Genomic DNA, 14,383 nt, shown 5'->3' with positions numbered 1-14,383 from the left:
GTTCCAGTGAATTCAGAAGTCAGAAACGCTTAATTGTCCTACGCCTTGCCCGGGCCAAGACTGACGGCATTCCTTCTCAGTTTTCGGATGCCGTCGATGAACACCCCGTCACCCCTGAAGCTTACGCTAGTCATTGCCAGCGTCATCCTCTGTTGGGCCTATTCGCCGATTGGCGTGCACATGGGGCTGAACAGCTACAGCCCTGGGCAGCTCGCGCTGCTGCGGTTTCTGATCGCTTCGCTGTTCATGGCCGGTGTGGCGCTGGTGATGGGCATCGGCCGGCCGCGCCTGCGGGATGTGCCGTGGCTGCTGGTGTTGAGCTTTTTCGGGGTGTTCCTGCATCACACCAGCCTCAATTATGGACAGCAATTCGTGAGTGCGGCGGCGTCCAGCGTACTGGCACAATCGGCACCACTGTTCAGTGTGTTGATCGCGTTTTTCTGCTTGAAGGAGCGGGTCAGCCTCTGGCGCTGGAGCTGCGTGTTACTTGGCTTGTTTGGCGTGCTGGTGGTGATCTGGGGCGATCACGGCGTGGGCGATATCGACCCGCGCGGTGTGCTGATCCTGCTGGCGGCGGTGTCGTGGAGCCTGTACTTCGTTATCCAGAAACACTATGCCCATCGCTATAGCCCGCTGACGATGGCGTGCTACATGGTGTGGGGGGGCACGTTGATGCTCTGCGTGAACCTGCCTGGCCTGCCCGCTGCCGTGGTGCAGGCGCCGTTGCCGGAAAACCTTGCGGTGCTTGTGCTCGGGATTTTCCCCAGTGCTTTGGCGTACCTGGCGTGGGGCTACGTGTTGAAGCATGTCGAAGTCAGCCGCGCCTCGTTGGCGATGTACCTGATCCCGCCCGTCGCCATGGTGATGGCGGCGACGTTGCTGGGTGAGCACATCGCCCTGCAAGTGGTGCTGGGCGGCGTGATTGTGTTGTCCAGCGTGGCAGCGATCAGTCTGGAAGGGCGTTGGCGGTGGCCTCTCCGGTATACAGCTTGATGATTTCGTCGATCTCGCCCGACATCTTCATGCGCAACAAGGTGCGCAGGATTTTTTGCACCGGCACATTCGGATCATTGCGCACAGTGCAGCCCAGGTTCTGCTGATCGATCACTGCGGCCTTGTGCAGGCGTTTGCCGACCGGCATCCGCTGGTTGAACCGGTCGAGTATCCATTCATTGGTCACGGCGAACTTGAAGCGCCCGGCCACCAGTTTTTGCAGCACCTGCTCTTCGCTGCGGGCATCGTCACGGCTGAGCCGGCCGCTGGCAAACAAAGGCTCAAGGATGGCGTAGCGATAATTGAGCACCGTGCCGATGGCCTGTGGCGCAAGTTTGCCAACCTGAAGCGGCTGCGCAGGTATCTGAGTGCTGACCAACAGGTTGCGCTGCACCATCAACGGGATACTCCACGTGTAATCACCCGACAGGTTGTCGACCCAGGCCTGGGTGACATAACAGCGCACGTCAATCTCGCCATGCTCCATGGCGCTGGAGATTCGCGCGCGTGCCAATACGTGGAATTCGGCCGGCTGACCGACCTGGGTGGCCAGGCTCAACATCAGGTCATACAAAATGCCCTGGGTGGGCCGTCCGTCCTCCAATTGCACCATGGGCATCGCCCAGCTGTCGGAAACCGAGAAACGCAACGGTGCGGGCGCTGCCAGGCTCGCTGTGGTGATCATCCATAAGGCGCCCAGGACTACGCGCATATGCTCTCCGGGTTCAGGCCTTTTTGGGGCCAATCAGGAGAGCTTAGTCAGATTAGGCGAGCGTGCCGGATGCAATTTCCCCCTTGCTCCGCTAGCATTACCGGCTTCCGCTTCCCAGTTGCGACGGTTTTCGATGAGTTATCAGGTTCTTGCACGTAAATGGCGTCCGCGCTCGTTCCGCGAAATGGTCGGCCAGACCCATGTGCTCAAGGCTCTGATCAATGCCTTGGACAGCCAACGGCTGCACCACGCCTACCTGTTCACCGGTACCCGAGGAGTGGGCAAGACCACCATTGCGCGCATCATCGCCAAATGCCTGAACTGTGAAACCGGTATCACTTCGACGCCCTGCGGCACCTGCTCGGTGTGCAAGGAAATCGACGAAGGGCGTTTCGTCGACCTGATCGAAATCGACGCCGCGAGCCGTACCAAGGTCGAAGACACCCGCGAGCTGCTGGATAACGTGCAGTACGCGCCGAGCCGTGGCCGCTTCAAGGTCTACCTGATCGACGAAGTGCACATGCTGTCCAGCCATTCCTTCAACGCCTTGTTGAAAACCCTGGAAGAGCCGCCGCCCTACGTTAAATTCATCCTGGCCACCACCGACCCGCAGAAACTACCTGCAACGATTTTGTCGCGGTGCCTGCAGTTCTCCCTGAAAAACATGACCCCCGAGCGAGTGGTCGAGCATTTGACCCACGTGCTGGGCGTCGAGAACGTACCGTTTGAAGACGATGCCTTGTGGCTGCTCGGCCGCGCCGCCGATGGTTCGATGCGGGACGCCATGAGCCTCACCGATCAGGCCATCGCCTTTGGTGAAGGCAAGGTCATGGCCGCCGACGTGCGCGCCATGCTCGGCACCCTCGACCACGGGCAGGTATTCGACGTGCTGCACGCGCTGATCGAAGGCGACGCCAAGGCGTTGCTCGAAGCCGTGCGCCACCTGTCGGAGCAAGGCCCGGACTGGAACGGCGTGCTCTCGGAAATCCTCAATGTGCTGCACCGCGTTGCCATCGCCCAGGCCCTGCCGGAAGGGGTCGACAACGGTCATGGCGACCGCGACCGCGTGTTGGCCCTGGCCCAGGCGTTGCCGGCCGAAGATGTGCAGTTCTATTACCAGATGGGCCTGATCGGTCGCCGGGACCTGCCTTTGGCGCCGGACCCGCGCGGTGGCTTTGAAATGGTGCTGCTGCGCATGCTGGCCTTCCGGCCCGCGGACGCTGCCGATGCGCCGAGACAGCCGCTAAAGCCAGTGGGGATCAGCCAGGCCACAGTTGATTCCGCCAAACCAGTGGCTGGCGCGGCAGTGGTTGCGCCAGTGGTGGCTGCACCCGCGCCGGTCGCGCCGGTACCTGAGCCAGAGCCTGTGGTTGCTGCGCCAGTGGTCGAGTCGGAACCGATCGCCGAGCCTGAGCCGGTCGTCGATTTGCCCTGGAATAATCCGGTAGACGCCGACGCTGAAGTCGAGCAGGTGCCTGCCGTGGAGCCTGTGCTGGAAACCAGCAGCGAGCAGCCCGAGCTGACGCCGATGCCCAAGCCGACCCCGGACAGCGTGGTGCCGGATGCCCCTGAGTGGGCCTCTGCGCCTGTTCCCGAGCCAACCGTGGCCCAGGTGGAAGCTGCCACCCCAGGCATCGACCTTGACGACGAACCGCCGCTGGACGAAGACTACATTGAGCCGGACATGGATTCGGCCTACAGCTACCTGGACGACCTGGCCAGCGAACACACCGCCGAGCCGGCCCCTGAGCCCGAGGCGGAACCCGCTTCAGCCCCGGCCACCGGCCTGGCGCTGCAATGGCTGGAGCTGTTCCCGAAACTGCCGATCTCCGGCATGACCGGCAGCATCGCCGCTAACTGCACGCTGATTTCCATTGAAGGCGACCACTGGCTGTTGCACCTGGACCCGGCCCACAGCGCCCTGTTCAACGCGACCCAGCAGCGCCGCCTGAACGATGCGCTGAACCAGTACCATGAGCGCGCGTTGACCATCGCCATCGAGCTGATCAAGCCTGAGCAGGAAACCCCGGCTCAGGCCGCGAGCCGCCGGCGTATCAACCGCCAGCGTGAAGCGCAAGACTCGATCCACGCTGATCCGCTCATCCAGCAAATGATGCAACAGTTCGGTGCGGTCGTCCGTCACGATACTATTGAACCCGTCGAAGCCCCGGTGCCCCAAGCGTCATAACACCGGGCCAATCATTGATCCACGTACTTTTGAGGTGATTCCCATGATGAAAGGTGGCATGGCCGGCCTGATGAAGCAGGCGCAGCAGATGCAGGAAAAGATGGCCAAGATGCAGGAAGAACTGGCCAACGCCGAAGTCACCGGTAAGGCCGGTGGCGATATGGTCAGTGTGGTAATGACCGGTCGTCACGACATCAAGCGCGTGAGCATCGACCCAAGCGTATTGCCAGGCACCAGCGAAGATGATCTGGAAATGCTCGAGGCGCTGTTCGCCGCGGCCGTCAACGACGCCGTGCGCAAGATCGAAGCCAACAGTCAGGAAAAAATGGGTGGCGTGACCGCTGGCATGCAACCGCCACCGGGCATGAAGCTGCCGTTCTGATCGGCAAGCCTTAGCTAGACTCAAATGCCAGGCCTCGTGCCTGGCATTTTTTTTACTCGCCCTACGGGACGGTAGCTCTATAGAACCTCGGGGTATCAGCCGGTGTCTGCACTTGATAGCGATGAATTCGATTACCGTTAAAGGAGCACCTTCATGCCTCAAGAACCGATACTGAACCAGCGCATCGTCCTGGTCTCACGCCCCCAGGGTGCACCCACCCCGGAGAACTTCCGCCTGGAGCGGGTGAGTCTGCCGGACGTGGCAGACGGCCAGGTCCTGCTTAAGACGCTGTACCTGTCCCTTGATCCCTACATGCGCGGCCGCATGAGCGACGCACCGTCCTACGCAGCTCCAGTGGAAATCGATGAAGTGATGACCGGCGGCGCTGTCAGCCGTATCGAGCAGTCGCGTCATCCGAAATTCGAAGTGGGCGACCTGGTGGTCGGTGCTACCGGCTGGCAGAGCCACAGCATTTCCGATGGTCGCAACCTGATCCCGGTGCCAAAAGGTCTGGCCAGCCCGTCGATGGCCCTGGGTGTGCTGGGCATGCCGGGTATGACCGCCTACATGGGGCTGATGGACATCGGCCAGCCCAAGGAAGGGGAAACCCTGGTAGTGGCAGCGGCATCCGGCGCGGTCGGCTCGGTGGTGGGGCAGGTGGCCAAGCTCAAGGGCTTGCGCGTCATCGGGATCGCCGGGGGGGCGGACAAGTGCCGCTACGTGGTAGACGAATTGGGCTTTGATGCCTGCATCGACCATAAGAGCGCGGACTTTGCCAACGAATTGGCGCAGGCGTGCGACAAGGGCGTGGACATCTATTTCGAGAACGTCGGCGGCAAAGTCTTCGACGCTGTGGTGCCTTTGCTCAACCCCAAGGCGCGCATTCCGCTGTGCGGGTTGATCGCCGGGTACAACGCCCATGAAGCCCCCAGCGGGCCGGATCGCTTGCCGGCGCTGCAACGCACCTTGCTGACCAAGCGTGTGCGCATTCAGGGCTTTATCGTGTTTGATGACTACGGTGATCGCCAGCCCGAGTTCCTCAGCGCCATGGCGCCGTGGGTGCGCGATGGCAAGATCAAGTTCCGCGAAGATGTGGTCGACGGCCTGGAGCAGGCGCCGCAAGCCTTCATCGGTTTGCTGGAGGGACGCAACTTCGGCAAGTTGGTGGTGCGCGTCGCACAGGATTGAGCATTTGACGCTAATCCGAGGCGCGGGTATAAACCGCGTCTCGTTGTTTTGTCGGACCCTTCGCCCATGAGCTTCAGCCCCCTGATTCGCCAACTGATCGACGCCCTGCGCACTTTGCCGGGCGTGGGCCAGAAAACTGCCCAGCGCATGGCGCTGCAACTGCTGGAGCGTGATCGCAGCGGCGGCACCCGGTTGGCCCAGGCCCTGAGCCAGGCCATGACCGGTGTGGGCCACTGCCGCCAGTGCCGCACCCTCACCGAAGAGGAGCTCTGCCCGCAATGCGCCGACCCGCGCCGCGACGACACGCTGCTGTGCGTGGTGGAAGGGCCGATGGATGTGTACGCGGTGGAACAGACTGGCTATCGCGGGCGCTACTTCGTGCTCAAGGGCCACCTGTCGCCGCTGGACGGCTTGGGCCCGGAAGCCATCGGCATTCCGCAACTGGTGGCGCGTATTGAAGAGCAGGGCACCTTTACCGAAGTGATCCTGGCCACCAATCCGACGGTGGAAGGTGAGGCGACTGCGCATTACATCGCCCAACTCCTGAGCAACAAAGGCCTGATCACTTCGCGCATCGCCCATGGCGTGCCGCTGGGTGGCGAGTTGGAATTGGTGGACGGTGGGACGCTGGCGCATTCCTTCGCCGGTCGCAAACCCATCGCCCTTTAAGGGGCCACACAGATCAAAAGGTGGGAGCGGGCTTGCTCGCGAATGCAGGGTAGCAGTCAACAAAGATATTGACTGATCCACCGCATTCGCGAGCAAGCCCCACACACATTGGTTTTGTGTTGTGGGTGAAATCTGCAGTCAACTTGATAACCAAGCAAGCGCTTGGTAAGTTCGCTCTACCTCACAGTGGAGCTTGCCGATGTCTGCCTATCAGGACTACTTCGACCCCAGCCATCAATTGGTCCGCGACAGCGTGCGCCGTTTTGTCGAACGCGAAATGTTGCCCGGCGTCGAGCAGTGGGAAGAGGCCGAGAGTTTTCCCCGAGAGCTGTACCTCAAGGCCGGCGCGGCGGGGATACTGGGCATCGGTTACCCCGAAGCCCTGGGTGGCAGTCATGAAGGTGATCTGTTCGCCAAAGTGGCCGCCAGCGAGGAGTTGATGCGCTGCGGCTCCGGCGGCGTGGTGGCGGGGCTGGGTTCGCTGGATATCGGCCTGCCGCCTGTCGTCAAGTGGGCGCGACCCGACGTACGCCAGCGCGTAGCGCCGTTGGTGTTGTCGGGTGAGAAGATCATCGCCCTGGCTGTCACAGAGCCGGGCGGCGGTTCCGACGTGGCCAGCCTGCAAACCCGCGCCATTCGCGACGGCGATCACTACCGCGTCAGCGGCAGCAAGACCTTTATCACCAGCGGCATCCGCGCCGATTTCTACACCGTGGCCGTGCGCACCGGCGAGCCGGGTTTTGCCGGTATCAGCCTGCTGCTGATCGAAAAAGACACCCCCGGTTTTACCGTCGGCCAACCTCTGAAGAAAATGGGCTGGTGGGCGTCGGACACGGCTGAATTATTCTTCGACGATTGCCGGGTGCCTGCTGGCAACCTGATCGGCGCCGAGAACATGGGTTTCGCCTGCATCATGGGCAACTTCCAGAGCGAACGCCTGGCCTTGGCCCTTATGGCCAACATGACCGCACAACTGGCACTTGAGGAAAGCCTTATATGGGCCGCGCAACGCGAAGCCTTCGGCAAACCCATCGGCAAATTCCAGGTGATCAAGCATCGCTTGGCGGAAATGGCCACTGCCGTTGAAGTCTCCCGCGAATTCACCTACCGCCAGGCGGCAAAGATGGCCGCGGGAAAGAGTGTGATCAAGGAAATTTCCATGGCCAAGAACCTCGCCACTGACACGGCGGACCGTGTGACGTTTGACGCCGTGCAGATACTCGGGGGCCAGGGCTATATGCGTGGGAACCTGGTGGAGCGCCTGTATCGGGACAACCGTATCCTGTCCATCGGGGGAGGGACTCGGGAAGTGATGAATGAAATCATCAGCAAGCAGATGGGGTTGTGATCTTGTGTTCTTCTTGGCCTCTTCGCGAGCAAGCGGGCTTGCTCGCGAAGAGGCCGGACCGGACAACTAAGTAATCAGTTCAAGCGGTCAACGCTCAGTCAACGCAAACTGCGTCAAACAAAACGTCGGAATCCCCATATCTTCCAACCGCTGCGACCCACCCAACTCCGGCAAATCAATGATCGCCGCTGCTTCAAAAATCTGCGCACCCATGCGCCGCACCAGGTTCGCCGCCGCGATCAGGGTGCCGCCTGTGGCAATCAAATCATCGAAGATCAATACCGAGTCACCCTCACACAGGCTGTCAGCGTGCACTTCCAGGAAGGCCTCGCCGTACTCGGTCTGATAACCCTCGGCCAGCACGTCGGCTGGTAGCTTGCCCTGCTTGCGAAAGAGGATCAGCGGCTTGTTCAGTTGATAGGCGATGATCGAACCGATCAGGAACCCCCGCGCATCCATGGCGCCGATGTGCGTGAAGTCAGCCTCGACATAACGCTGGGCAAAGCTGTCGGCCACCAGCCGCAGGGCGCGAGGCGATTGGAACAGCGGGGTGATGTCACGAAAGATCACCCCAGGCTTGGGGAAGTCGATGACAGGGCGGATCAGGGATTTGATGTCGAACGAATCAAAGGTCATCGTCGAAGAGTCCTGGGCTGGAAACGGACTCGAAGTATACCTGCGGCCTCGCCAGTTGGCGCGGCCGCAGCGTCTGGATCAGGCGTCGACCGTGCCGCCGGCCAATGCACACAGTTGGATCGGGTCGAGGATATGCACTTCCTTGCCTTCGGCAGCGATCAACTCGTTCTGCTGAAAACGGGTAAACACGCGGGACACGGTTTCCACCGCCAGGCCCAGGTAGTTGCCGATTTCATTGCGCGACATGCTCAGGCGGAACTGGTTGGCCGAGAAACCACGGGCGCGGAACCGCGCGGACAAGTTGACCAGGAAGGTGGCGATGCGCTCGTCGGCGGTTTTCTTCGACAACAGCAGCATCATTTGCTGGTCGTCGCGAATCTCGCGGCTCATCACGCGCATCAGCTGACGGCGCAGTTGCGGCAATTGCAGGGCCAGTTCGTCCAGGCGCTCGAAGGGGATTTCGCACACTGACGTAGTCTCCAGCGCCTGGGCCGACACCGGGTGAATCTCGGTGTCCATGCCTGACAGCCCCACCAGTTCACTGGGCAAGTGGAACCCCGTGATCTGTTCTTCGCCGCCATCGCTCAGGCTGAACGTCTTCAACGCGCCCGAACGCACTGCATAAACGGAGTCGAACTTGTCGCCCTGGCGAAACAGAAACTCGCCTTTTTTCAGCGGGCGACCGCGTTTAACGATCTCGTCCAGCGCATCCATGTCTTCCAAATTCAACGAAAGTGGCAGGCAGAGGGGTGCCAGGCTGCAATCCTTGCAATGGGCCTGGCTGTGAGCGCGCAGTTTGACTGGCTCGGACATTTTTTAATCCTTGTGGGAAAACACACATAAGACGTAAGGGTAACGCACTGGAGGCCGCTGAAGCCAGCGTGTACAAAAAACCGGTAACGGTATAAAGGTTTTTGTACCAAGGTCGATACAGCAGGCATACCTATTAGTCGGAGCCTGGATCATGTCTGTTATAGCCGCCTACAACCCTGCCATCCGCATTCCGACTGTGCCGGATGCAAAGCCATTGGCTGAGGCCAAGGAAGAAGTTCCAGGCGCCGAAACGGCTACTGCGCCCAAAGTGGTAGAAGGTGTAACCGTGACTATTTCCGCCGATGCCTTCAAAGCCGCGGGTGCGGCCAAAAGCTCCAATGCGGATATCGATGACAGTGGCCTGGACGACAACGTCAAACAGGTGCTGAAAATGATCCGCCAACTGAAACAGCAGATCGCCGAAAAACAGGCCGAACTGGCGGCAGTCGCGGCCGCCAATAACCTCTCGCCCGAAGAGGCTCGAGCCAAGACCAGTGCTCTGCAAAGCGAAATCAGTTCTTTGCAGGCGGGCCTGATGTCGGCTCAGACCTCCCTGGCCAAGTCGATGAAAGGTATGAGCGCCAACGACTCGATGAAGGCCGCCTCGTTGTCGATGTAATCAGATCACCCGTGAAAATCGTTGCCGATTCTGGTGCTCCAGGTAGGCATCGAACACCATGCACACCGAACGCACCAGCAGTCGCCCGGCCGGCAATACACGAATGCCCTGGGCGTCGAGTTCGATCAGGCCATCTTCGGCCATGGCCTCCAGTTGCGGCCAGATGTCGTCAAAATACCCGCGAAAATCAATGTTGAAGGCCGGCTCGATCTTCTCGAACGCCAGGCTGAAATTGCAGATCATCTGTTGGATAACCTCCCGCCGCAACCGATCGTCCGAGGTGCAGACCAGGCCGCGGCTGGTGGCCAGTTGCGCGCCGGCCAAGCTGTTCTGGTAGGCGTTGAGGTCGCTGCTGTTCTGGCAGTACAGGTCGCCGATCTGGCTGATCGCCGACACCCCGAGCCCGATCAGGTCGCAATGACCGTGGGTGGTATAGCCCTGGAAGTTGCGTTGCAGAGTGCCTTCTTCCTGGGCGATGGCCAGCTCGTCGTCCGGCAGGGCGAAGTGATCCATGCCGATGTAGCGATAGCCGGCTTGGGTCAATTGCTCTATGGTGGTTTGCAGCATCAGCAGCTTTTCTGCCGGAGAAGGCAAGTCGTCGGTGTTGATGCGCCGCTGCGGCATGAAGCGTTCCGGTAGATGCGCATAGTTAAATACCGACAGGCGGTCCGGTTGCAGGCTAATCACTTCCTCCACGGTGCGCGCGAAGTTCAGCGGGGTCTGCTTGGGCAGGCCGTAGATCAGGTCGATATTGATCGAGCGAAATTGCAGGGTGCGCGCGGCGTCGATGACTGCACGGGTTTCTTCCAGGCTTTGCAGGCGGTTGACCGCGCGTTGCACCTCGGGGTCGAGGTCTTGCAGGCCGACGCTGACGCGGTTGAAGCCCAGCTCGCGCAGCAGGCCCATGGTGGCCCAATCCGCCTCGCGGGGGTCGATCTCAATGCTGTAGTCGCCGGAATCATCATCCAGCAAATTGAAGTGCTGGCGCAGACATGCCATGACCTGGCGCAGTTCGTCGTGGCTGAGAAACGTCGGCGTACCGCCGCCAAAGTGCAGTTGTTCCACTGGTTGTTTCGGGTCGAGGTGGCAGGCCACCAGCTGGATTTCCTGCACCAGGCGTTGCAGGTAAGCCTGGGCGCGGCCACGATCCTTGGTAATGACTTTGTTGCAGGCGCAGTAGTAGCAGATGTTCGCGCAGAACGGCACATGCACATACAGCGACAATGGCCGCACAGCCTTGCGACTGTCGCGCAGGGCGTGGAGCAGGTCGAACGTGCCGACCTGGCTGTCGAATTGTACGGCGGTGGGGTAGGACGTGTAGCGCGGTCCTGCCAAGTCGTAGCGGTGAATCAGATGGGTGTCCCAACGAATGGCGTCGAGCATGCGGTCGCTCCCCCGGATTGGCTAGTGGGGTGAGTCTAGGGGCACGTCGCGGGTGCCATCTTGATTTGCATCAACGGGGAGCGGCGCTACTTAGTGGCCCATTAGCCAGTGCTGGTGCGCACCGGGCAACGTCCAGATACCGAAGAGTATGACCAGCAAGCCACCGGCCATCCGCACGCTGCGTTTGCGCAGTAGCGCCGTGACCCGCTCAGCCGCCAGGCCGGTGGCCAACAGTACCGGCCAAGTGCCCAGTCCAAACGCCAGCATCAGCAACCCGCTGTCCAACGCATTCCCCTGGCTCGCCGCCCACAGCAATGTGCTGTAGACCAATCCGCACGGCAACCAGCCCCAGAGTGCGCCCAGCAGCAACGCGCGCGGCAGGCTGGACACCGGCAGCAAACGGTTGGCAACGGGCTGGATATGCCGCCACAGGCCGCGTCCGAGGCTTTCGATGCGGGTGAGGCCGCTCCACCAGCCCGCCAGGTAGAGGCCCATACTGATCAGTAACAGCCCGGCGAGTACGCGCATGAACATCGCGGCCGGGCTGTTCGCCACCGCCCAGCCGGCCAGGCCGATCAACACGCCGGCAGCGGCATAGCTGAGGATGCGCCCCAGGTTGTACGCCAGCAGCAGGCGAAACCTGCGGCTGCGCTGCTCCCTGGGGATCGCCAGGGTCAACGCGCCCATCAGCCCGCCGCACATGCCCAAGCAATGGCCGCCCCCCAGCAGGCCGAGGATCAATGCGGAGACCAACAGCGGCGCCAGTTCAAGCATGGGGCGGGTCTTTGGGCGATTGTTCGGGGTGGTTGGCTTCTTCGACACCGGCCAGGTGATTCGGGTCCTGATCGTCGAACAGCACGCTATGGGCCGGCCCATCGAGGTCGTCGTATTGGCCGCTGTCCACGGCCCAGAAGAAGATGTAGATGGCCACGCCCACTAACAGCAGCGCCGCCGGAATCATCACGTATAAAGCTGGCATCTGCACTCCATGTCCGCACGGCTCACACCGGCAGCGGGCGGGTTACTGAGGGGGCTCGGGCAACTGGCGCGCTCGGCAGGCGAGTCAGGCGCAGGGCATTGAGCACCACGGTCAACGAACTGAGGGACATACCGATCGCCGCCCAGATGGGCGTGATCCAACCCAGGGCGGCAAACGGCAGCATAAGGCCATTGTACAGCCCGGCCCACAGCAGGTTTTCAATGATCACGCGACGCGTGCGCCGCGCCAGGGAAAAGGCTTGCACCAGCGCGTCCAGACGGTTGGAAAGCAACACCGCATCGGCGCTGGTCTTGGCCAGGTCGGTGGCGGTGCCCATGGCCACGCTGATATCCGCGGCGGCGAGCACAGGCACATCGTTGACCCCATCGCCGAGCATCATCACCTTGCGGCCTTCCTTGTGCAGTTGTTGCAGCACCTGCAACTTGTCATCAGGGCGCAGGCCACCGTGGGCTTCGTCGATCCCCAATTCGGCGGCGACACTGGCGACCATCGGCGAACTGTCCCCGGACAGCAACAGCGTGCGCCAGCCGCGCGCCTTGCAGGCGGCCAGCAGGGCCGGGGCGTCACTGCGCAGGCGATCATCGAGCACAAACCAGGCGAGGGCGCCTTCGCGGTCGCCAAGCAGCAGCCATTGACCCGAATCTGTCGGTGAGGCGGGGATCGCGCAACCACTGAGTTCGCAGACAAAGCCCGGTTGGCCAATGCGCAATTGGCGCTCGCCAACGCGGCCTTCAAGACCAAGCCCAGGCGAACTGAGCACCTCATCGGCGGCCAGCGGCGCGCGGCCAAAGGCGCGGGCAATCGGGTGTTCGGAACGGTTTTCCAGGGCGGCGGCGAGGCTCAGGCACAGGTCCGTGCTCAATGTGCCCAGGGGACGGATGGCTCTCAAGGCCAAGCGGCCTTCGGTGAGGGTGCCGGTCTTGTCGAAAATCACCGTGTCGATTTGGTTCAGCCCTTCCAGCACGTGTCCGCGAGTCAGCAATAACCCGAGTTTGTGCAAGGTGCCAGTGGCGGCAGTGAGCGCGGTGGGTGTGGCCAGGGACAAGGCACATGGGCAGGTCGCGACCAACATCGCCAATACAATCCAGAACGCCCGCGAAGAATCCAATTCCCACCACGGCAAGCCGATCAGGGCGGCGGCGATCAGCGAGCACAGCAAGAACCACTGCGCAGCGTGGTCTGCGATCTGCGCCAGGCGCGGTTTCTCGGCCTGGGCGCGCTCCAGCAGGCGCACGATGGCGGACAGGCGCGTGTCATGGCCCAAGGCGCGCACTTGGACTGTTAATGCGCCTTCCACATTGAGCGTGCCCGCCGTGACCGCATCCCCGGTTTGGCGCGGTTGCGGCAGGTATTCACCGGTGAGCAGGGACTCATCAATGCTCGATTGGCCGTCGAGAATCACGCCATCCGCCGGCAGTACGGCACCGGGGTGCACCAGTACACGGTCACCCAACGCCAGCTCGGGAAGCAGGATGCGCTCGCTTTGACCATCCGCCTTGAGCCGCAGGCACGAGGCGGGCAGCAGGTTGACCAACTGCGCCGTCGCGGCAGCCGTCCGCTCGCGGGCACGCCGCTCGAGGTAGCGACCGGCCAGCAAGAACAGCGCAAACATGCCCACCGCATCGAAGTACAACTCACCTACGCCGGTGATCGCGGTCCAGATGCCCGCCAGATATGCACCGCCGATGGCCAATGAAACCGACACATCCATGGTCAGGTGACGCGTACGCAAGTCGCGCAGGGCACCCTTGAAAAACGGTGCACAGCTGTAGAACACGATGGGTGTTGTAAGAAACATCGCCACCCAGCGCAGGATCACATGCAGCTCCGGGCTCAGGTCGATGTTGAATTCCGGCCAGGTGGCCATGGTTGCCATCATCGCCTGGAACCACAGCAGCCCAGCCACACCCAATTGGCGCAGGGCCAGGCGGTTTTCGCTGGCCAGTTGCTCGGCAGCGCGGTCCGCTTGATACGGGTGGGCGGCGTAACCGATATGGCGCAGCTCGCTGAGTAACTGGCTCAACGGCAACTGCCCGTCAGCCCAGCGCACCAGCAAGCGGTGGTTGGACACGTTCAGGCGCGCCTCGGCCACGGCGGGCAGGCGGCGCAGGTGTTTCTCGATCAGCCAGCCACATGCGGCGCAGCTGATGCCTTCCATCAGCAGCGTGGCTTCGGCGAGTTCGCCGTCGTGGCGTACAAAGGGTTTTTGCACGTCGGCGCGGTCGTACAGCGCCAGCTCGTCCACCAGTTGCACGGGTAACGCCTCAGGGTTGGCCGAGGCTTCGCTGCGGTGCTGGTAGTAGCTTTCCAGGCCACCGGCGACAATCGCTTCGGCCACCGCCTGGCAGCCGGGGCAACAGAGTTCGCGGCGTTCGCCGAGGATCACGGCGGTAAAACGGCTGCCAGAGGGGACGGGGAGGGCGCAGTGGTAGCACGGGGTGGTCATGATCTG

Annotated in this window: 14 protein-coding genes; 7 read left to right on the top strand and 7 right to left on the bottom strand. The window is 61.9% G+C overall.

Annotation, left to right across the window (positions count from 1 at the left end; genetic code table 11):
* Positions 1–96 precede the first annotated feature (96 nt).
* On the top strand, positions 97–993 hold the full coding sequence (locus tag AACY52_RS22285) for a DMT family transporter (RefSeq protein ID WP_339560784.1): 897 nt from the start codon (positions 97–99) through the stop codon (positions 991–993).
* Here AACY52_RS22285 and AACY52_RS22280 read toward each other — a convergent pair.
* Positions 947–1,705, bottom strand: coding sequence for a transporter substrate-binding domain-containing protein (locus AACY52_RS22280; protein ID WP_339436440.1), 759 nt, complete (start codon positions 1,703–1,705; stop codon positions 947–949). The two genes, AACY52_RS22285 and AACY52_RS22280, sit on opposite strands and share 47 nt — an antisense overlap.
* 133 nt (positions 1,706–1,838) lie before the next feature.
* Here AACY52_RS22280 and dnaX point away from each other — a divergent pair, with 133 nt between their 5' ends.
* The 5 genes from dnaX to AACY52_RS22255 all read left to right on the top strand — a co-directional run bounded on the left by dnaX (position 1,839) and on the right by AACY52_RS22255 (position 7,480).
* On the top strand, positions 1,839–3,893 hold the full coding sequence (gene dnaX, locus AACY52_RS22275; protein ID WP_339418757.1) for a DNA polymerase III subunit gamma/tau: 2,055 nt from the start codon (positions 1,839–1,841) through the stop codon (positions 3,891–3,893).
* Positions 3,894–3,936: 43 nt separating this feature from the next.
* Positions 3,937–4,275, top strand: coding sequence for a YbaB/EbfC family nucleoid-associated protein (locus tag AACY52_RS22270; RefSeq protein ID WP_339560783.1), 339 nt, complete (start codon positions 3,937–3,939; stop codon positions 4,273–4,275).
* Positions 4,276–4,428: 153 nt separating this feature from the next.
* A complete protein-coding gene (locus AACY52_RS22265; RefSeq protein ID WP_339436438.1) occupies positions 4,429–5,463 on the top strand; it encodes an NADP-dependent oxidoreductase in 1,035 nt (344 codons plus the stop codon).
* A gap of 66 nt (positions 5,464–5,529) precedes the next feature.
* Positions 5,530–6,132 carry a recombination mediator RecR gene (gene recR / locus AACY52_RS22260; protein ID WP_065873846.1) on the top strand — a complete coding sequence of 201 codons (603 nt, stop codon included), beginning with the start codon at positions 5,530–5,532 and terminating at the stop codon, positions 6,130–6,132.
* A gap of 199 nt (positions 6,133–6,331) precedes the next feature.
* Complete coding sequence (locus AACY52_RS22255) at positions 6,332–7,480, top strand: acyl-CoA dehydrogenase family protein (RefSeq protein WP_339418750.1); 1,149 nt, start codon at positions 6,332–6,334, stop codon at positions 7,478–7,480.
* Positions 7,481–7,567: 87 nt separating this feature from the next.
* Here AACY52_RS22255 and AACY52_RS22250 read toward each other — a convergent pair whose 3' ends face one another.
* Together AACY52_RS22250 and fnr are read right to left on the bottom strand one after the other, a co-directional pair.
* On the bottom strand, positions 7,568–8,116 hold the full coding sequence (locus AACY52_RS22250; protein ID WP_065873845.1) for an adenine phosphoribosyltransferase: 549 nt from the start codon (positions 8,114–8,116) through the stop codon (positions 7,568–7,570).
* Positions 8,117–8,194: 78 nt separating this feature from the next.
* On the bottom strand, positions 8,195–8,929 hold the full coding sequence (gene fnr / locus AACY52_RS22245) for a fumarate/nitrate reduction transcriptional regulator Fnr (RefSeq protein ID WP_049712041.1): 735 nt from the start codon (positions 8,927–8,929) through the stop codon (positions 8,195–8,197).
* Positions 8,930–9,080: 151 nt separating this feature from the next.
* On the opposite strand from fnr, the gene AACY52_RS22240 reads away from it, so the two are divergent.
* Positions 9,081–9,548: a hypothetical protein gene (locus AACY52_RS22240; protein ID WP_339418749.1), complete on the top strand. Its 468-nt coding sequence runs from the start codon at positions 9,081–9,083 to the stop codon at positions 9,546–9,548.
* Here AACY52_RS22240 and hemN read toward each other — a convergent pair whose 3' ends face one another.
* The 4 genes from hemN to AACY52_RS22220 form a co-directional block, all read right to left on the bottom strand.
* Positions 9,549–10,931, bottom strand: coding sequence for an oxygen-independent coproporphyrinogen III oxidase (gene hemN / locus AACY52_RS22235; RefSeq protein ID WP_339560782.1), 1,383 nt, complete (start codon positions 10,929–10,931; stop codon positions 9,549–9,551).
* Positions 10,932–11,021: 90 nt separating this feature from the next.
* Positions 11,022–11,705: a sulfite exporter TauE/SafE family protein gene (locus AACY52_RS22230; RefSeq protein WP_339436436.1), complete on the bottom strand. Its 684-nt coding sequence runs from the start codon at positions 11,703–11,705 to the stop codon at positions 11,022–11,024.
* The gene (gene ccoS, locus AACY52_RS22225) at positions 11,698–11,910 is read right to left on the bottom strand and encodes a cbb3-type cytochrome oxidase assembly protein CcoS (RefSeq protein WP_339418744.1); all 213 of its coding nucleotides are present in this window, start codon (positions 11,908–11,910) and stop codon (positions 11,698–11,700) included. Before ccoS ends, AACY52_RS22230 begins: the two co-directional genes overlap by 8 nt.
* A 22-nt stretch (positions 11,911–11,932) precedes the next feature.
* Positions 11,933–14,377 carry a heavy metal translocating P-type ATPase gene (locus AACY52_RS22220; RefSeq protein ID WP_339560781.1) on the bottom strand — a complete coding sequence of 815 codons (2,445 nt, stop codon included), beginning with the start codon at positions 14,375–14,377 and terminating at the stop codon, positions 11,933–11,935.
* Between the last annotated feature and the right edge of the window lie 6 nt (positions 14,378–14,383).

This window comes from Pseudomonas sp. EA_65y_Pfl1_P113, from assembly GCF_963970525.1.
GTDB lineage: Bacteria > Pseudomonadota > Gammaproteobacteria > Pseudomonadales > Pseudomonadaceae > Aquipseudomonas > Aquipseudomonas tritici.
Note: the sequence above shows the minus strand (reverse complement) of the source record. Positions and strands in the feature narration are given on the sequence as shown.